This is a genomic window from Ruegeria sp. HKCCD7255 (assembly GCF_013031565.1).
Taxonomy (GTDB): Bacteria; Pseudomonadota; Alphaproteobacteria; order Rhodobacterales; family Rhodobacteraceae; genus Ruegeria.
Genome location: NZ_WQAG01000018.1, coordinates 42,755 through 61,820, shown reverse-complemented (window position 1 = coordinate 61,820; position 19,066 = coordinate 42,755). Strand labels below are relative to the sequence as shown.

Genomic DNA, 19,066 nt, shown 5'->3' with positions numbered 1-19,066 from the left:
CAATCCCGTGCATCTGCAAAACCTTCACAAACGCTTCTTCTGTGGTCATCTTCATGGCTACTGTCCTTTCAATATCCAAGAGCGGTCGCATAACGCTCGGAGGGAGTTCGCGGGGCCAAACAGCCCCTGAGGTCGTTCGGTAATCTAAAGAGTTCAGGAAGCCCGCGCGCGGTCTTCCAGGATCATATCGCTGGCCTTTTCGCCAATCATGATGGCGGGGGCGTTGGTATTGCCGCTGACAATCTCGGGCATGATCGAGCAATCGGCCACACGCAGGCCGCGAATACCATGCACACGCAGACGGCTGTCGACCACCGTGTTCTCACCCTCACCCATCTTACAGGTTCCGGTCGGGTGATAGATCGACGAGGAATAGTTCCGCGCCCAATCCAGCGTGCCCTCGTAATCGTCCATATCCAGATCTTTGGTTGGACGGAATTCTTCCGAGATCTTCGAGGCCAACGGATCGCAACGGGCGATCTTACGGGCGATTTTCACCCCTTCGACTACAGTGCGGCAATCCAGTTCCGTCGACAGGTAGTTGGGGTGGATTTTCACGTGCTTGCGCGGGTCGCTTCCATCCAGCCGCAATTCGCCACGGCTTTCGGGGCGCAGCTGGCAGACCGACATGGTAAAGGCCGAGAACGGGTGAACCCCTTCGCCCGGGCTGTCGGCCGACCAGGGCTGAACGTGGAACTGAATATCGGGCGTATCCACATGCGGGCCGGTCTTCATGAAACCCACCGCAAGGCTGGCGGCCATGGTCATCGGGCCCGCACGGAACATGGCGTATTTCGCCGCGATCTTGGCCTGATTGAACAGGCTGCGCACTTCGTCGTTCAGCGTGGGTTCGTTACATTTGAATACAAGACGGGCCTGCAGGTGATCCTGCATATTCTTTCCGACCGCGGGCATGTCGGCCACTACGTCGATGCCGTTGTCCTTGAGGTGCTCGGCTTCGCCAATACCCGACAGCATCAGGATATGCGGCGATCCAAGCGCGCCCGAAGACAAGATGACCTCGCGATTGCTGGTCACTGTATGCTCGTGCCCTGCCTTATCCAGAAAGGTCACACCGGTCGCGCGTCCGTCGGCCACGTTCACGCGTTTGACCTGCGCATTGGTGATGATGTTGAGGTTCGGACGCTTGCGTGCCGGGTTCAGGAAAGCCACGGCAGAGCTGCACCGGCGGCCGTTGCGCGTGGTCAGCTGGAAATAGCCCACACCTTCCTGCGCCTTGCCATTATAGTCGGGGTTGAACGGGTAGCCTGCTGTCTGCGCGGCGGCGACCCAGGCGTCACAAATCGGGCGTTGCAGGCGCATGTTCGATACCGACAACTCGCCCTCGGTGCCGTGGAACTCATCCGCGCCACGCTCCTGCTGTTCCGAACGCTTGAACAGGGGCAGAACGTCATCCCAGCCCCAGCCTTCATTGCCCATCTGGCGCCAGCGGTCATAGTCCTCGGCCTGTCCGCGCACATAGAGAAGACCGTTTAGCGAAGACGAGCCACCAAGCACCTTGCCGCGCGGCCAATCGATGGACCGGCCATTCAATCCCGGATCGGGTTCGGTGCGATAGCACCAATCCACGGTCGGATTGTGCATGGTTTTGAAATAGCCCACTGGGACGTGGATCCAGGGGTTCCAGTCACGCGGACCGGCCTCGATCAAGACAACATTGTTCGCCGGGTCTTTGCTGAGGCGATTCGCCAAAACACAGCCAGCCGAGCCCCCACCGACGACAATGTAATCAGCTTGATTTGACTGCATCTTTTGTTCCTCCCTTGGATTTTGACTTGATCCAGAACAACTTTCGCTTGCCTCATTGGGAATAACTGACTAAAAATGATACTGCAAGTCTCATAAATTTCATTTTCTGCGCAGGAGGAGGTGCACATGAAAGTTTCGGAGAACCTAAAAGGGATATCGCGTCGCGACTTTTTTAGGGTTGCAGGTCGGTATGGAATGAGCTCGACGCTGCTGGCTGCGGGTGGATTTGGCGGTGCGATGAGCCTGGCAAATCTGGCGCAAGCGGCTGAATCGACTTACGAAAAACGCTTTTCGAAAGAGCCGAAGTTCACACTGAAGTTCGGTGCCTCGGGTTTCAACACGCGCAACCTGTTGATCGAACGCGCGGGCGCGATCGAATTTGCCCGTGACTTGGAAGAACGCACCGACGGTGAGATTCGGATCGAGTTCATCGGTGACAACCAGATCTGCGGTCAGTTGAGCTGCGTCGAAAAGACTCAGCAGGGGATTGTCGATATCTATGCTGCCTCGACCCAAAACTCGGCCGGTGGCGCGCCTTATCTGAACGTTCTGGACTATGCTTATATGTTCCCGAGCCGTGCGGCGCAGTATTACTTCTTCTATCACCCGGCGAGCCAGCGCATCCTGCGTGAACCGCTGGAGAAGCGTCACGGACTGAAGTTCCTGTTCACACATTGTGAACTGCGCGGCCTGCAGATGGGCTCGAACTTTGCGGACAAGCCTACCGTGACCAAGCTGGAAGATCTGTTCGGCACCAAGAACCGCGTCACAGGAACTCAGCTGGGCCGGATCGCGATGCAGCTGCTCAACCTGAACCCGGTTCCGGTGGCCTGGGAAGAAACCCTGGACGCTCTGAAAACCGGCTTGATCGACGGTGCGGAAACATGGGCATCTGCGGTGGCCTATGCCAACATGGCACCTGTGGTCTCGCAGTCGGTGAACCTCAAGTTCTTCTGCGGCACCGAGCATACGTCGATGTCGGCAGAAGTCTTCGACAGCCTGGGCGGTGAACTTCAGGATGCTGTCATGGAGTCCTCGTACTTCACGCAGGCCCTGATCCAAGGTGCAAACGAAGCCGCGCTTCTGAACACCGTTGGGTTCTCGGATCCGCAACTGCCCAACACGATCTTCGCCGAAAACGGCGTACGCCCGGCCTTCCTGCCGGATGACCAGATCAAGCTGGCTGAAGAAATGTGTGCCCCCAACTACAACCCAGAGCCTTGGGCGCAGTGGCGCGAGCGGCTGAACAACTGGGCCGGTGGCATTGACACCTATCAAGAGATCTACGACATCGCGCGTGAGATCCCGGCAGACATGCTGCCAGAAAACGTCGAACCCCGCCGCTGGTGGAAAGACGAAGCCTAATCTAAACTCAATACGAACCGGCCCAAACGGGCCGGTTCCATTAAACACCGACTGGGAGGACGGGGTTCATGTCTTTTTGGGCAGACGTCGGCGCTATCTTCAGCGCGCTACTCACCTTCGATTCATTCGAAATTCAATCCGCACTGGAATCCAACGCGACATGGGTCGTTGGTGCAGTGGTATCGGCAATAGGTGGGTACCTCATCATGCTGATCTACCGCAAAGTTCCTTTTGTAGAACGCCACTTCGAGCGTTCGGTTATGGTTTATTCCTATCTCGCCATCGCCCTGATCATCTTTTGGGGTGTGATCGATCGTTTTGTGTTCAATGATCAAGAGCCATGGTCAACGACCATTCCTCCTCTGCTCTTCATGGTTATGGCCTGGTTTGGCGCATCCTATAACGTCCGGCTGCGCACCCATCTGAGCTTTAGCGAATTTCGCAGCGCCATGCCGCGCGCAGGTCAGTTGGCCTGCCTGATACTGGATGCTGTTCTTTGGTATGTTTTTGCGGTCATCGTGATCGTAACAACCATCCGTCTGGTCGCCTTGTCCGCGTCGAACTTTCAGATCGTTCTTGGAACGGACAACATCATGCAATGGTGGTTCCTGCTGGCCGCGCCGTTGTCGTTTTTCCTAATGGTTGGACGCGTGTTCCAAAACCTCGCCGACGACCTGAGAAACTGGAAAACCGGTGAGCCATTGATCAAACAAGCAATGATTGGGGCAGACTAATGGCTGACGGAACCTGGGTTACACTAATTTCGCTGGGCGTTACGTTCCTGTTTATGCTGGGCGTCCCCGTTTTGCTGGTCATCGGCTATTGGGTTATCGGCTGTTCCTTTGTTCTGGGTCTGACCCTGGACAACATGGGCGCCGAGCTGCTGAACGTCTTCAACAAGGGTTTTGCCCTTCTGGCGATGCCGCTCTTCATCCTGACCGGTGACCTGATCAACAAATCGGGCATCGCGCGCAGGCTCAGTGACTTTGCCTATGCCTGTCTGGGCTGGATACGCGGCGGGCTTGCCATGGCGTCGCTAGGCGCCTGTGGTCTATTTGCCGCGATCTCGGGCTCGAACTCGGCTACAACGGCCACCATCGGCTCGATGCTGCACCCCGAGATGGTCAAGGGCGGTTATGACGAACGGTTCAGTGCTGCCACCGCTGCCGCGGGTGGTACTGTCGGGATCATCATCCCACCGTCGATCATCTTCATCGTCTACGGCTTTTTGATGAACCTGCCGATCTCGGAACTGTTTGTGGCGGGTATCCTGCCCGGCGCCTTGATGGTCTTTGGCATGCAGTTCGCCTGCTGGGTCATCTGCCGCATGAATGGCTGGGGCTATCTGATCCCGCTGCAACTGAACCGGGTACTCAAGACCGCTTTTGGCGCATGGCTGGGCTTTTTCGCCATCGGTCTTGTGCTTTGGGGCATCTATACCGGTAAGTTCTCGCCGACCGAGGCTGCGGGTGTAACCGTTGGCTTCTGTGTCATCGCGGGTCTTGTCAGCTATCCCATCAACAAGATCATGGGTGCGCGCGACGATATCCCGCCAACCGAAAAGAGCTTTGCCGAGATGCTGGTTGTCGAAGGCTTCACCATCCCCGAGATCCCCTCGGTCGTGATCCGCTCTGCTCAGATCACCGGAATTCTGGCCCCGTTGATCGCGATTTCGGTGGTGATGCAGCAAATCCTGTCGCTTCTGGGCGCGCAGGAAACCATCGGGAACTTTGTGACCTCGATGGGTGGCTATCACGCGGTACTGTTCACCTCGATGGTCATCGTCTTCTTCTCGGGCATGGTGCTGGAAAGCTTGCCGGTCACGATCATCCTGGCACCGATTCTGGCACCCATTGCGGCATCGGTTGGCATTGATCCGATCCACTTCTCGGTGATCTTCCTGGTGGGCGCTTCAATCGGGTTCATCACACCGCCATACGGGCTCAACCTCTACGTGGCATCGGGAGTGACGGGCGTGCCCTACTTCCGATTGCTGCGCTATACGGTTCCCTATCTGGCGGCGCTGCTGTCGGTGTGGATCCTGATCTCGCTGGTCCCGCAGCTAGCCTTAGCGCTGCTGCCCGGCAACTAAACCGCAGGTGGGCGGATTGTGTGTAAGCAAACACAATCCGCCCCCTTACACGTAAAGGTATTGGTCAAGGTAAGTTAAAGCCCCTCGACAACTCTGGCTCGGTCTGGATAGATCGACCCGGAACCGAACCGGAGGCAGACAAGGACTATGGCAAAAGACGAAGAGAAGAAGGAAGGCATTCCAACAAACTTGCGTCTTCTGCTTGTTCTTGAGGCCATGGCAAAGGCCGGGGTTCCGCTAACTCCGACGGAAGTCAACCAAGACATCGGCCTGCCCAAACCAACAATTCACCGTTTGTTTCATACGCTGGAAAGCGAAGGTTTCATCCAACGTGAGATTGACGGTCGAGCCTATTCGCCCGGTCAACGCTTGCGCAGGATGTCGACGGGTATCTTATCGTCGCTGCGCATTCGAACCGCCCGTGTCGCTGTGCTGACCATGTTGGCCGAAGAAATTGGCGAGACCTGCAACATCGCCATCCCTGACCGGGACGAGATGATCTATCTTGATCGGATCGAAACCAAATGGCCGTTGCGCATTCAGCTGCCGGTCGGAACACGCGTGCCCTTTTATTGTACCGCATCAGGCAAGATGTATCTCAGCACGCTCGATCAGCGCCATCTGCGCAGCTATGTCGCCACCACGCCACTTGAACCGCGCACGCAGGCCACGTTTTCGGATTCACAAGCGTTGCTGGAAGATATCGAACGTATCCGGAAAAACGGTTACGCAACCGACAACGGTGAGTTCATGGAAGACATGATCGCGGTTGCTGTGCCCATCTTGGATCACCATGGGCGCTTGGTTTCCACACTTTCCTTTCATGCCCCCGAACAAAGATTGTCGATGAAAGAAGCTGTCACGCATGTCGAAAAACTCATGTCTGCTGCCAAACAGCTTTCTGCTCTGCTGACGGTTTGAAGGCACAGATTGCGATCCGAAAACGTTTTTTTCCAAAACAAAGCAGCACAGACCAGGTAACCAAGCCGTTACAATCGCCAAGTATTCGTTTCAATTGCAACGAAATGAGTGTACGAAGCCCTCATTCAAATCCACAAGATTGCGCAGGCCTCAGCGTCTGCCGGTTCCCGAACCGTACGCAAGGCAGGACAACAGATGACCGATATCACCATCACACGCATTAACCGCTTCCCGATCAAAGGTCTCAGCGCAGAACGGCTTGAGTCTGTTCAACTTACCGCAGGAGACGGCATTCCCGGTGACCGTCTGTATGGGTTTGCACGCCATAACTCGGGTTTTGACCCACAAAACCCCAAGCCGTTGCCAAAAGATCGTTTCGTTGTCCTGCTGAAGGAAGCCGCATTGGCCGGTCTTGATACGCAGTTCAACTCGAACACTCAGCAGTTGGAAATCAATTCTGGTCAGAAAATTTCGTCTTTCGATATCCAGACTCAGGACGGTCGCATCGCGGCAGCGACGTTTCTTTTTGACGAACTGCAACTCAGCGACCCCGAGCCGCCTGTTTTCGTGTCCTCTGCACCTCATCGCTTTACGGACGTTTCGGTTGTATCGCCTGTGATGATGAACGCAATTTCAGTCGTTAACATCGCATCGGTCAAAGAACTGGGCAAACGCCTGGGAACAGAGCTGAACCCAGCCCGTTTTCGCGCGAATATCGAAATCGACGGCCTGGACCCGTTTGAAGAACTAGAAGCAGTCGGTGCGTCCTTCAAATTCGGCGACGTGACCTTGCGACTGATTTCGCGCACAAAACGATGCGCTGCAACCGAAGTGAACCCCGAAACCGCAGAGCGTGATCTTAAACTTCCATATCTTTTGCGCAAAGAACTTGGGCATATGGACATGGGTGTTTACGTCGAAGTGGTTTCAGGCGGAACCATCCATCAGGGTGACACGGGCCAGTTGGTGCTCTGAAAGCGCGACTACATCAGTGTTCCGCTTGATCGTCGCATTCAACTGCCCACAAAGCAGCGAACGGCCGATATGTTTCGATGATGACGCTCTATAGGTTACGGTTCAGGGCAGCCTCGGACCTGAGCCGTTCTTTTGCAAAATCAATAAAGGTTCGGACTTTCGCAGCAGCGCGGCGTCCTTCGATATGAACAAGATGTATCGGAAGAGGATCGGGCTCGAAATCTTCGAGCACCGTCTTTAGCTGCCCGCACTCAAGTTCGGGACCGACTTGGTAGGACAAAAGGCGGCTGAGCCCCCAACCGCGCTTAATGACCGAGATACTGCCAGCGACACTGCTGACGACCAGTCTTGGATGCAAGCGCACGGAGTGCTGCATTTCTGTCCCAAAGCGCCAATCAGTCACTGGGCTCACCGGAGATGCCGACACAACCTGATGCTCACGTAGATCTTCGGGCGTTTGCGGCACGCCACATCTGTCGAAATACGACGGAGCACCGCAGACAACGCGCCTGACATGCCCGACACGAACAGCCGACAAACCAGACGATGGCAATTGCCCAAGCCGAACAGCGATGTCGAACCCTTCTTCGACCATGTTGACGATGCGATCTACCATCAGAACTTCGACCGAAACATCAGGGTAAGTATCTAGAAAATCGGTCAGAATAGGTGTGACATAGATCCGTCCAAACTCGTTTGAACAAGTAATGCGCAAAAGGCCCAAAGGATTTGAGGCCGCACCCGACGCCGCATCATCCGCTGCTTGCAACTGCGCCAAAACATGTCGAGCGTCTTCCAGGTAGGCCTTGCCAATATCCGTCAATCGCACCCGACGTGTCGTGCGCGTGAACAGGCGCACACCCAAACGTTCTTCCAAAGCGTTTACGCCACGGGTCGTCGATGGTGCGCTAAGGCCTACGACACGCGCACCACCCGCAAAGCTTTCTGCTTCGGCAACAGCTACAAAAACCTCAAGAGACCGTATTCGATCCATAGTCCACTAAACCCTCTTATTATTATCGTTTTACAAAATAATATATTTCCTTGGAAGGCTATTACTTCGTTTCATAGTTTTAGCTATTTCTCTGGGCAGATGATGAAAGCCGAAACAGCACTTTTCGAAGGACTTGAAATGACCAGTGAACCCCCTCGTCACCCATTACCTCCTTTCACCGCCGAAACCGCGCGCGAGAAAGTAAGACTGGCTGAAGACGGCTGGAACGGCCGCGATCCCGCAAAGGTCGCGCTCGCCTATACGCCGGATACCAAATGGCGCAACCGAGCGGAGTTTCCTCAGGGCCGCGAAGAGGTCGAGGCCTTCCTGACACGAAAGTGGAACAAGGAACTGGACTATCGCCTGATCAAAGAGCTTTGGGCGTATTCCGACAACCGGATCGCTGTCAGATATGCCTACGAATACCACGACGACAGCGGCAACTGGTTCCGTGCCTACGGTAATGAAAACTGGGAGTTCGACAAAGACGGATATATGGCCCACCGCCACGCTTCCATCAACGAACTGCCGATCAAAGAGCAAGAGAGAAAGTTCTTTTGGCCGCTGGGCCGCCGCCCTGACGACCACCCGGGCCTGAGCGATCTCGGACTTTAGTCGCCGGCAAACGGCAATAAACTGAAAAGGAAGTGAAATGACTTCTCCCATCAAACTTTACCGCAACCCAAAATCTGGCCACTGCCACCGTGTGGAACTTATGCTGGCCCTGCTGGGGCTTTCCTATGAGACAATCGATCTCGACATGGCCAACGGAGCCCACAAAGCACCGGACTATCTGAAAATCAGCCCGTTTGGATTGGTGCCCGCGATTGATGACAACGGCCACACCATGGCCGATAGCAACGCGATCCTTGTCTACCTGGTGCAAACCTATGCCGCTGGATCTGACTGGATGCCCACAGACGCAAAAGAAGCAGCCGAGGTTCAACGCTGGCTGACCATCGCGGCGGACAACATCTATTCAGGCCCTTGCGCTGCCCGACTGGTCAAGGTCTTTGGCGTACCGCTTGATCATGATGCCTCGGTCGCCAAATCGCACGACCTGTTCAAGATCATGGACGCGCATCTGGACGGCCGCGACTGGTTGGCAACTGACACAATCACAATCGCGGATGTGGCAGCCTATAGCTATATCGCCCATGCACCAGAGGGCGGTGTCGATTTGGCTCCCTACCCAAATATTCGCGCCTGGCTGAACCGGGTGGAAAGCCAAGACAATTTTGTCCCGATGGCTGCGTCACCGATCCCGGAACTGGCCTAAGCACGATGGGCGTCGGCCAATCTCTCCACCCGATGCCCAACGCCCTCTTAACCCTGAAAGGTCCGTCATGTTGAAATCCACCGACACCAACCCCTTTCATACCGGCGAATTAAAGGCCCAAAAGCGGGCCGGTGTCGGTGATGTTGCCAAATGGGCCGCCGGTTTCATTCGGGACTATATGCCTCAACAACATCGGGATTTCTTTGAGCAACTGCCCTTTTTCGTCATCGCTGGTGGCGACCAAAACGGGCGGACATGGGTCACCCTGATCGACGGACCCGAAAACTTCATCCGATCCCCTGATCCGCGCCGAATTACCCTTGCAACCGAGTTGGACGAAACAGACCCCCTCGCATCCAGCTTTGCGCAAGGAGCAAATATCGGCGTGGTCGGGATCGAGCTTGCGACCCGCCGCCGCAACCGGTTCAGCGGATATGTTCAGCGGTCTAAGGTGGGCTATACGATCGACATCCATCAGTCGTTCGGCAATTGCCCGCAATACATTCACGAACGTGTTTGGGAACGTGTCGAGAAAACCGCCGCGCCCGTTGCAAAGCAGTCAACCGAACTGAACGTTGAACAGATCGCACTAATCGGTCGGTCGGATACGATGTTCATCGGGTCAGGCTATATGGCGGGCGAGGATGCGCCTTCGCGGGGCTATGACGCCTCGCATCGCGGTGGTATCCCCGGTTTTGTGCATGTGATCGACGGCGCGCATCTGCAGATCCCCGACTATCCGGGCAACAACTTTTTCAACACCATCGGCAATCTGACAAATGACCCGCATATCGGATTGGTCTTTGTCGATTTCGATACCGGCGGCCTGCTGCATATATCTGGCCGCGCGACGATTGGTTGGGACGGGCGCAACGCACATGACCCGGATGCGCTCCGGACCATTGATGTTGAAATCGACGCTGTGCTCGGCCGCCCTGCGGCATTGTCCCTGCGGTGGGGCAAGCAAGACCATCTGTCGCGGCGGTTGAAACTGGTCAAGCGGGTGAAGGAAACAGATCAGATTACATCATTCTATCTGGCTCCGGTTGATGGCCGCCCCCTGGACAGCTTCGAGGCGGGCCAGAATCTGCCCATCGAAGTGCAGATTCCCGGCCAAAAAGGCACGTCAACGCGAAACTACTCACTGTCCGGCCCGTCGACCGTGCGCGATTTCTATCGGCTGAGCATCAAGCGAGAAGAGCTGGGGCTGGTGTCACGCTTTCTGCATGACGCCACCGCCGAGGGCGCCTATCTTGAGGCGCATAAACCCTCCGGCGACTTTGTTATCCCTTGCAGCAATTGCCCGCTGGTCTTGGTCAGCGCCGGGGTCGGCCTGACACCGATGCTGTCCATGCTCTATGCGTCCGCAGGCGATACGCGCCCGGTCTGGTATGTCCACGGCACCCGCAACAAACAAAGCCATGCGCTGCGCGATGAGGTGGACGCGCTTGAAGCCCAACATGACAATGTGCTGCGCCAGGTTCATTATAGCCGCCCGGGCCCGGATGATGTTCTGGGCTCTGACTACGATGTCGAGGGGCGGGTTACAGCCGAAGGCTTGATCGGTTTGAACGCGGGGCCTGATGCCCACTACATGCTCTGCGGTCCTGCGGCGTTTCTGGCGGATATCCGCAACGGGCTTGAAGCGTTGGGGGTCGCGCCCGAGCATATTCATTTCGAAACATTTGGCCCCGGCAGTTGATGATCTCTGTCATGCGAACCCTGTTGTTGTTCCTGACACTTCTGGCCGCTCCTGCCTCGGCGCAGGATTTGCAAGGAAATGATACCGCCAGCAATTGGGTGAACACCCATTACAGCGCGTTTGGTATCTGGAAGTCGATCTGTGACGAAAGGCCCGAAGACGGCCAATTAAATCAGCGCTGCTATATCCGTTGGGTCGACGTTTTTTCAGGGCGTCCGCATTTTGGCGGTCAATTTATCTTTATCACGCCGCAGGAACAGGGTTACGAGGTCGAATTCGGGATCGAACCCGGCACGCTCTTTGCCCCCAACGGGTTCAGGATCGAACGAGACGAAACGGTCGTTTGGCGCACCCGCTGGCCGGGTTGTTTGACAGGTCTGGGATGCCGGTTCGATGGGCGCAGAGCGGATACGATCATCGTCCAGATGCAAAAGGGCGGTGCGTTCCTGTTTGACTTTCGCGATGGGCGGGGCGTGTCACGGTCTTTGAACTGGCCGCTTCAGGGGTTCCCAGACGCCTGGGCCGATTTCCAAACCCAGGCGCGCGCTCGTGGATTGATCGACTGAATACCCCAAACGCAGGAAATTTGGGCTCGAAAAATCAGGCCCCCATCACCCGCAGCACCAGTTTGGCAACCGGACCATATGGCGGATAAAGCAGCTTGGTGCCGGTCAGATGCCCGATCCCCCTTTGCTCAAACACCGATTTCGAATGGCTGAACGTGTCAAACCCTTCCTTGCCGTGATACGCTCCCATCCCACTGGCCCCGACCCCGCCAAAAGCCAGATCCTCCTGGATGTATTGCAACAACGCCTCGTTTACGCCCAGCGAACCTGAATGGGTTTCACGCATGACGCGCCGCCGGGTCAGCTCATCCCCACTGAAGCAATACAAAGACAGCGGACGATCCTGCCCATTGATCACCTCCAGCGCATCGTCCAGCTTGTCGTAGCCGACCACTGGCAGGATCGGGCCAAAGATCTCTTCCTGCATCAAAGCGCAATCTGGTGGCGCATTCAGAACCACGGTCAGTGGGAACTTATAGGTTCCATCCACCACACTTTCTGTGATCCCGTTGGGTTGCAGAATGGTCGCACCCTTTTCTTCAGCCTCTTGCAGCAGCTCACGTATCCGCCGAAAGAACCGTTCCGAAATGATGGCGGTATAGTCGTAATCGAGGATCGAATTGTAGAACGACTTGAAATTGCGCAACACTTCGCGGGCAAACACTTCTTCCTGGCCGCGCGGGACCAGCGCATAATCCGGTGCGATACAGGTCTGCCCGGCGTTGAAGGATTTGCCCCACGTGATCCGCTTGGCAGCCTCATGAACCGAATAGTCCGGCGCGACGATGGCGGGGCTTTTCCCGCCCAGCTCAAGCGTGACAGGGGTCAGGTTCGGGGCCGCCGCCGCAGCAATCAGCCGGCCCACGCGCGTTGACCCGGTAAATAGCAGATGATCGAAAGGCAGCGCTGCAAATTCAGGCGCGCCCGACCTGTCGCCCAATACCACCTTGACCACGTCAGGCTCAAAGGTTTCGCTGAGTATATTCGACAGATACTGCGCCAGGTTCGGGGTTTCCTCGGACGGCCAGATCATCGCCCTGTTGCCAGCCGCCAGCGCAGCCACCAAAGGGGCAATCGCAAGGTGCAGCGGGTAATTCCACGGTGACATTATCCCCACCACGCCTTTGGGCTGCGGCAGAGCATAGCATTTGGCCGGAAGCGACCAGAACGAGGTGTGACGCTTTTGTTTACGCATCCACCTGCGCAGGTTCTTCTCTGCATAGTGAATGGCACCGTGGCACCCCAAGATCTCGGCAATCAGGGTTTCTGACCGCGCGCGACAGCCAAAATCCTTTTCAATCGCCGAGATCAAACCCTCTTTGTGCTGACCCAGTACTTGCGCCAACAGGTGCAGGCGCTGCAACCGCGTGGCAAGGCTGGGATAAGGCTCGGCCGCATAGGCTGCTTTCTGAGCATCAAAGATCGCGCGAATATCTGTCATTGGTGTTCTCCCTTGCCAAATCGGATATCGCAGCACGCCGACGCTTGGCCCAAACTTAAGTTTGGGTATCTTGCCACCGGGGGCGCTTAGGGTGACCACAAGTGAAACCGGGAGGACCTGATGATCAAGATCACGCTTGTGGATGCCGACAAAGCCACACATGAACTGGAAGTGGCAGCGGGCAGCACTTTGATGGAAGCCGCACGCAACAACATGATCCGCGGGATTGACGCCGATTGCGGTGGGGCTGCGGCCTGCGGAACCTGCGCGATGTCCTTTTCGTCAGACTGGCAGCACATATTGCAAGGCCGCTCGGAAGAAGAAGACGATATGCTGGAATTCTCGGTCGCCGAACCGGAAAAATGCCGCCTGACCTGTCAGATTGTTCTGACCGAAGAGATGAACGGCCTTCACGCAACGGTCGAGACCGAACAGGGCTGAGCGCTAGATCAGCCCGTGTTTGCGGGCTTTGGCCAATGCTCCCATCCGGTTTTTTACACCCAGCTTCTGAAAGACGTTGTGCAGATGCCATTTCACAGTGGCCACCGACAGAACCAGATGCGCGGCCAGTTGCGCATTAGTCATGCCGCTTTCGATCAGCTGAAGCAGTTCAATCTCCCGATTGGTGAGCTCTTCTGCGACCCACAGATCGTCGTCTTTTTCTGAGGGATCGGCTTCGGCGCGTGTTTCGGGATCCATGCGCTGAAGGAGTTTGAACGGCCCCGACTGAGCGATCAGTTCACTGTCAGTACCGGCAGCCCGTCTAAGCTCGACAATTTTTTGCAGGACAGGGCGCGCAAAATCGGCAAATTCCAGAAACGGCGCGACAAGACCCAAACGATGTGCCTGATCTGCTGCACGGGACAATTCGCGCGCGGCTTCGGTGTACCGGTCAGATTGCGACAGCCCATGGGATTTCAGGATCGCAAAGCACAGCAATTCGTCTTGAGGCCATTTGAATTTCAGTCGCCGCTCCAGATCTTCGAGGATTTGCACCGCGTCGGCAAAACGCCCCTCGGCCAGAGCCAGCTCGGCCCGTATCCGCTTTTGCCAAACCGCAATCACATCATGTGACCCCTTGAACCGTGTCTGCCAACTACCGTCGAAAACACCCCATTGTGTGGCCAAACGATGCGCTTCGGCCGCGTTTCCACGCCGCGCCAGAAAAGAGATCTGCATACCCAAAGTGACAAAGGCCAGCCCCGGCAACCCGTTGCGCAAGCCCAGAGACTGCCCGCGCTCTAGCACTTCCATCACACGAGCGTCCTGACCTTCCAGCGCTGCCAGACCCGCGCGCACCTTATGTGAAATCAATAGCGGTTCCAGCGGGCCATAAGTGGCACTAAACCCGGTCCCCAGCGCAAGTTCGTCTTTGGCAGTCGACAGGTCACCCTGCAAATAGGCCAGATTTGCAGACAGCATATGCACCATCAGCCCAAGCAAGGTGTTTTCGCCTTCCTGAACCGCATCCGAAAGCGCGCGCCGCAAAGCCTCATGCGCGGCAGTCAGATTGCCGGTCCGGCAGTGCACCATAACCTCGATACAATCGGCCCAAAGCCAGACATAGCGAAGCCCGGCCCGCATCCCCAGAACGCGTCCATCCATCGCTTCTCGTAGGGCGATATCGGGGTTCTGCGCTGCCATTTGGCAATAGGCAGCGATGTTGCACAAGATCCCAAGCACCCCGGCCTCGCATCCGGGCCAGCGTTTGCGCGTGTCCTTGATCTTGGCCAGCGCCGCATCCCGGTCATCCTGCGCCGCCAAGGCCAGCGCTTCAACCGTCTCGGCATAGGCGAGAATGTCCTGAAACTCTGCCTCTGACGAAATGCGATCCTTGACCTGCCGCACGATTGTCAGCGCCTGAGGGGTTGAATGGGTGAACGCCAAAGAGAAAGCGTAATCCAGCATCATCGCGGGGTAGGCGTTGTGATAGGATGCTGGCAATGCCTCGATCCACCGGATCAGCATCGTGTTATCCCCCTGCTGACGCGCGATCCGCGGCGCGCTCTCGCTGATCAACCGTGCGGCCTCGTCGAAATCGCGAATGTCGAGCAGGTAATGGATCGCCTCGTCCAGATAGCCAAATTCCAGACACCATTCGCTGGCACGGCGATAGATATCAGCTTTCTGAAACGCCGGATCCTGCTGCGCTGTTTCGGTGAGGAATTCAGCAAACAGATGATGATAGCGAAACCAAGTGGCGTCTTCGTCCAGCGCAATGATGAAAAGACCGGTGTCGATCAACCATTGAACAATCTTTCGGTTGCCCTGCTGACCGCGCACATATTCGCACATCGGAACACTGAAACGGCGCAGCGGCGCAGTGCTGAGCAGAAAGTCCCGTACGTCATCGGGCAGGTTCTCCATGACGTTGTCATAAAGATACCGAGCGACCCGTTCCTTCGACCCCCGGAACCTGGCCGGGATCTGCCCGATCCTCTTTCGGGACGCCACGATCGACGCCGTGGCGATTTGCAGACCCGCCGCCCAGCCCTCAGTCGATTTCATGATGTTCGACACATCCGACGGCAGCAAAGACTGATCCAGAGACTTTTCGAAAAACCGTTCCGCCTCGATCTGCGAAAACTTCATCTGCGCAGCGTCGATCACCACCAAACGGCCTTCCATTTCCCGGCGCTGAATCTCAAGCCTCGGGGTCGCGCGGGCCGCGACATATGCCCGCAGATCGGTCGATGCCGAATCCAGGAACCGACCACAACCACGTAGCAACACCGGCGAGTCGATACAGTGGAAATCGTCGAAAAACAGCGCAGTGGGAACGTTGACACGGGCGGCGGCCCGGCTGAGAAGTTCGAACGCGCGATCCAGATCTTCCGGATCGGTCATGCTGGTCTGCTGAAACAGCTCTGCCGCATCGATGACACCGGCCTCGGTCAGCAAGCGAACGAAATAGGCCAGGAACACGGTGGGCCGGTTGTCCAAGCCATCTAAACCCAACCATCCGACCCGCTGACCTTGCGCGGCGGTTTCGTCGAAAAGCTGACGCATCAAAGTGGACTTGCCATAGCCGGTCGCAGCCACAAACAACGCCGATTCCGATTGCTCGGCCGCAAATCGCGCGACAAACCTCTCGCGTGAGATGTTCGATTTGGTCAGTTTCGGCGACTGCAGCTTCGTCTCGATCAGGATGGTCACATCCTGATGGTCTGGCGTGTCATCCATATCTCTCTCCCTGCGCGCACAATAGAGCCAAGGCGCAAGGCGCGGCAATCACCTAACCGAAAGTTTGGGGTCAAGGTTGGCTTTGGCACCTAACCTTCGACAACTGACAAGAACGGGGAGGATTACATGTCAGATCAATTGCACGCCAACCGGCTGATCAAACACGGAATTTTAGTGATGATCATCGGGCTTATCTGCGGATTCGGCCTGACGTTTTCGATTCTGGGCCAAATCAGCCTGTCACCAATCCCTCTTGTCATCGACTATCAGATGCCCGGCACCACAGCCGCGTGGGCGCGCATGCATACGGGCTGTTTGATGAACGGGATCATGCTGCTGGCCGTGGCCGCTCTGTATCCGCGCTTTGTCCTGACCACACGACAAGAGGCCGGAATTTCCAAAGGTCTGGTCTTTGTGGCCTGGGCAAATGTGCTGTTCTACATCTTTGGCGCCTTCTCGCCCAATCGCGGTCTGGCGCTGTCCGAAACCCCGGCAGGGGGTGCGAACTGGGCGTCGTTCATCGCCTATATCCCGGCCGTGATCGCGGCGGTCTTGCTGCAGATCATCCTGGCCCGCCTGCTCATGGCCCTGCCCAGTAAACGCGACCTGTAACCAATCGAATGGAGGAGACGATGAAGATCACCGACGAACATCCGATGGACAATATCAAGGTCCGCACATTGAAGTTCGACACCACCGAAATGGACTCGCCCGTTTGGAGCAAATCCTGCCCTGAATTTGCAATTTTCATCAATGCGCTTGGTGTCCACGTGCCCTATTTCGAGCGCTACCTGATCGCGGCGTTGGGTAAGGCAAAGCCCAAGATCACCGATGACAAGCTGCGCAGCGATGTGTCGGACATCATTGGCCAAGAGGCGCACCACGCCAAGAACTTTATCGCGTTCAACAAGTATCTTTCGGAATGCTACCCCAAGGTGGATGCGCTGGACAAACATGCCAAACAGGACTTCGCCAACATGGCGCGCAAGGACGACTTGCGCCGTCTGGTCGGTTTTACAGCAGGGTATGAGACATTCACTTTTCTGGCCGGCATGATCATCCTGGACAATTACGAAAAGTGGATGCACGACGCCAATCCGGTGGTGCGCGCCCTTTGGGTCTGGCACCAGGTCGAAGAGGTCGAGCACGGCGCCGTGGCCTTTGAAGCCTATCAGCATCTTTATGGGGAAGACGAATGGTACCGCCGTCGCATGGTGGCCGAGGCGCTGTGGCATATCGTCAAGGAAACCTGCAAGGCCTATTTCCACATGTGCAAGGTCGAGGGGTATTTCAAATCCATCCGCGGCACCTGGAAAAGCGTCAGTTTCCTGACCAAGACCATGGCGGAAATGGCCTGGATGGCGCTGCCAGTGCTGAACCGCAAATACACACCGCGCAACCACCCACTTGTAAACCAGCGCAAAAACCCCGTGGGGTTTGCCTGGCGCAACTGGGAAAACGACGGCGGAGAGGTCCTGTCGATTGATCACCGCCAGATGGCACAAATTCTTATGTATGAGATGCCCGACTGAACCTGTTTGCAAAGAACAGGACTGACTGGACAAAGGAACGAAAATGTTTGGAAAAATGATGATGCAGCAGCTGACCATCGGCGCTGCAATTGAGCACGCGGAACGCTATCACGCCGCCACCGAAGTGGTCGGGGTCGAGACCGACGGCTCGAAAACCAAAAGCAACTGGGGCACCGTGGCACGCCGCGCCCGTCAGTTGGGCAGCGCTTTGACCAAGGCCGGACTGGCCCAAGGGGACAGGATAGCAACCATCGCCTGGAACAATCTGCGCCATCTCGAGATCTACTTTGGCAGTTCTGGTGCAGGGTTCGTCTGCCACACGATCAACCCGCGTCTGTTCCCCGATCAGTTGGAATACATCGTCGCCCACGCGCAGGATCGCATCCTGTTCATCGACGAAACCTTTGTTCCCATCGTCGCTGGCATGGGCGAACGGTTGAGCGTCGTGGAACGCGTCATCATCCTGGCCCCCAAAACCGACGCTTTGGCCGCACAATTGCCCAATGCCGAGTTCTTTGACGACTTCCTGACCACTGGTGACGCCGATTTTGACTGGCCCGAAATCGATGAGACCAGCACCTCGAGCCTGTGTTACACCTCGGGCACCACTGGCAACCCCAAAGGCGTCGCCTATACCCATCGCAGCACCATGCTGCATTCGATGGCTCTGATGGCCGCTGATGGCATGGGGCTGGGCGCGTCCGAGGCGGTTCTGACCGTGGTTCCCATGTTTCATGTCAACGCCTGGGGCATCCCCTATGCGGCGGCGATGGCGGGCTGCAAACTGATCTTGCCCGGGCCAAAACTGGACGGGTCCAGCCTGTTGTCATTGATCCTGGAAGAACGCTACCTTTGCCGCTGGCGTGCCGACCATTTGGGCCGGGTTGTTGCAGGCCCTGGCCGAAAACACGCCCGATGACCTGCCGTTGAAACGCACCGTCGTCGGCGGCTCGGCCTGCCCGCCGTCGATGATGGATGCATTCCGGGACGTATTCGGGGTCGAGGTGATCCATGCCTGGGGAATGACCGAAACCAGCCCGCTTGGGGTGATCAATCATCTGACAAATGCGCAGCTTGCGTTGACGAGCCGACAGCAGAACAAGATCCGCGTTTCACAGGGACGCCCTCCGTTTGGTGTTCAGCTCAGAGTGTTGAACGAGGATGGCAGCGAAGCCAGCACGGGCGACGGCGCTACCGGCATCTTGTAGATCAAAGGTCACTGGATCGTCGAGCAGTATTTTGCAAC

General features: G+C 56.6%; 16 protein-coding genes and 1 pseudogene. 13 read left to right on the top strand and 4 right to left on the bottom strand.

What is annotated here, in order from left to right; all coding sequences use genetic code 11:
- Nucleotides 1–153 precede the first annotated feature (153 nt).
- Complete coding sequence (locus GOX45_RS21215; RefSeq protein ID WP_171103865.1) at nucleotides 154–1,770, bottom strand: GMC family oxidoreductase; 1,617 nt, start codon at nucleotides 1,768–1,770, stop codon at nucleotides 154–156.
- 126 nt (nucleotides 1,771–1,896) lie between these two features.
- Here GOX45_RS21215 and GOX45_RS21210 point away from each other — a divergent pair, with 126 nt between their 5' ends.
- The 5 genes from GOX45_RS21210 to GOX45_RS21190 all read left to right on the top strand — a co-directional run bounded on the left by GOX45_RS21210 (nucleotide 1,897) and on the right by GOX45_RS21190 (nucleotide 7,123).
- Nucleotides 1,897–3,135 (top strand): TRAP transporter substrate-binding protein, encoded by a 1,239-nt coding sequence (locus tag GOX45_RS21210; RefSeq protein ID WP_171103863.1) that lies wholly within the window; start codon nucleotides 1,897–1,899, stop codon nucleotides 3,133–3,135.
- 68 nt (nucleotides 3,136–3,203) lie between these two features.
- Nucleotides 3,204–3,869 carry a TRAP transporter small permease gene (locus GOX45_RS21205; protein WP_171103860.1) on the top strand — a complete coding sequence of 222 codons (666 nt, stop codon included), beginning with the start codon at nucleotides 3,204–3,206 and terminating at the stop codon, nucleotides 3,867–3,869.
- On the top strand, nucleotides 3,869–5,227 hold the full coding sequence (locus GOX45_RS21200; protein WP_171103858.1) for a TRAP transporter large permease: 1,359 nt from the start codon (nucleotides 3,869–3,871) through the stop codon (nucleotides 5,225–5,227). The genes GOX45_RS21205 and GOX45_RS21200 overlap by 1 nt, the downstream gene beginning before the upstream one ends.
- A 147-nt stretch (nucleotides 5,228–5,374) precedes the next feature.
- Entirely contained in the window at nucleotides 5,375–6,148 is a 774-nt protein-coding gene (locus GOX45_RS21195) for an IclR family transcriptional regulator (RefSeq protein WP_171103856.1), read from the top strand.
- A gap of 195 nt (nucleotides 6,149–6,343) precedes the next feature.
- The gene (locus GOX45_RS21190) at nucleotides 6,344–7,123 is read left to right on the top strand and encodes an MOSC domain-containing protein (protein WP_171103854.1); all 780 of its coding nucleotides are present in this window, start codon (nucleotides 6,344–6,346) and stop codon (nucleotides 7,121–7,123) included.
- An 88-nt stretch (nucleotides 7,124–7,211) separates the two neighbouring features.
- Here the strand turns inward: GOX45_RS21190 and GOX45_RS21185 are convergent, their stop codons facing one another.
- The gene (locus GOX45_RS21185) at nucleotides 7,212–8,117 is read right to left on the bottom strand and encodes a LysR family transcriptional regulator (protein ID WP_171103852.1); all 906 of its coding nucleotides are present in this window, start codon (nucleotides 8,115–8,117) and stop codon (nucleotides 7,212–7,214) included.
- Nucleotides 8,118–8,255: 138 nt separating this feature from the next.
- On the opposite strand from GOX45_RS21185, the gene GOX45_RS21180 reads away from it, so the two are divergent.
- From GOX45_RS21180 to GOX45_RS21165, 4 genes are all read left to right on the top strand, one after another.
- Entirely contained in the window at nucleotides 8,256–8,732 is a 477-nt protein-coding gene (locus GOX45_RS21180) for a nuclear transport factor 2 family protein (RefSeq protein WP_171103850.1), read from the top strand.
- 37 nt (nucleotides 8,733–8,769) lie between these two features.
- Nucleotides 8,770–9,396, top strand: coding sequence for a glutathione S-transferase family protein (locus tag GOX45_RS21175; protein WP_171103848.1), 627 nt, complete (start codon nucleotides 8,770–8,772; stop codon nucleotides 9,394–9,396).
- A gap of 67 nt (nucleotides 9,397–9,463) precedes the next feature.
- Nucleotides 9,464–11,098: a pyridoxamine 5'-phosphate oxidase family protein gene (locus GOX45_RS21170; RefSeq protein ID WP_171103847.1), complete on the top strand. Its 1,635-nt coding sequence runs from the start codon at nucleotides 9,464–9,466 to the stop codon at nucleotides 11,096–11,098.
- An 11-nt stretch (nucleotides 11,099–11,109) separates the two neighbouring features.
- The gene (locus tag GOX45_RS21165) at nucleotides 11,110–11,664 is read left to right on the top strand and encodes a hypothetical protein (RefSeq protein ID WP_171103845.1); all 555 of its coding nucleotides are present in this window, start codon (nucleotides 11,110–11,112) and stop codon (nucleotides 11,662–11,664) included.
- A gap of 34 nt (nucleotides 11,665–11,698) precedes the next feature.
- On the opposite strand, the gene GOX45_RS21160 is transcribed toward GOX45_RS21165, so the two are convergent.
- Complete coding sequence (locus GOX45_RS21160; protein ID WP_171103843.1) at nucleotides 11,699–13,105, bottom strand: coniferyl aldehyde dehydrogenase; 1,407 nt, start codon at nucleotides 13,103–13,105, stop codon at nucleotides 11,699–11,701.
- A 120-nt stretch (nucleotides 13,106–13,225) separates the two neighbouring features.
- Between GOX45_RS21160 and GOX45_RS21155 the strand changes: the two genes are divergently transcribed.
- Complete coding sequence (locus GOX45_RS21155) at nucleotides 13,226–13,546, top strand: 2Fe-2S iron-sulfur cluster-binding protein (RefSeq protein ID WP_171103841.1); 321 nt, start codon at nucleotides 13,226–13,228, stop codon at nucleotides 13,544–13,546.
- 3 nt (nucleotides 13,547–13,549) lie between these two features.
- Here the strand turns inward: GOX45_RS21155 and GOX45_RS21150 are convergent, their stop codons facing one another.
- A complete protein-coding gene (locus GOX45_RS21150; RefSeq protein WP_171103840.1) occupies nucleotides 13,550–16,288 on the bottom strand; it encodes a LuxR C-terminal-related transcriptional regulator in 2,739 nt (912 codons plus the stop codon).
- Between the two features lie 126 nt (nucleotides 16,289–16,414).
- On the opposite strand from GOX45_RS21150, the gene GOX45_RS21145 reads away from it, so the two are divergent.
- The 3 genes and pseudogenes from GOX45_RS21145 to GOX45_RS21135 all read left to right on the top strand — a co-directional run bounded on the left by GOX45_RS21145 (nucleotide 16,415) and on the right by GOX45_RS21135 (nucleotide 19,028).
- On the top strand, nucleotides 16,415–16,900 hold the full coding sequence (locus GOX45_RS21145) for a hypothetical protein (protein WP_171103838.1): 486 nt from the start codon (nucleotides 16,415–16,417) through the stop codon (nucleotides 16,898–16,900).
- A 20-nt stretch (nucleotides 16,901–16,920) separates the two neighbouring features.
- Nucleotides 16,921–17,820: a metal-dependent hydrolase gene (locus tag GOX45_RS21140; protein ID WP_171103836.1), complete on the top strand. Its 900-nt coding sequence runs from the start codon at nucleotides 16,921–16,923 to the stop codon at nucleotides 17,818–17,820.
- Between the two features lie 43 nt (nucleotides 17,821–17,863).
- Nucleotides 17,864–19,028 (top strand): annotated as a pseudogene (locus GOX45_RS21135) (AMP-binding protein).
- The last annotated feature ends 38 nt before the right edge of the window (nucleotides 19,029–19,066 follow it).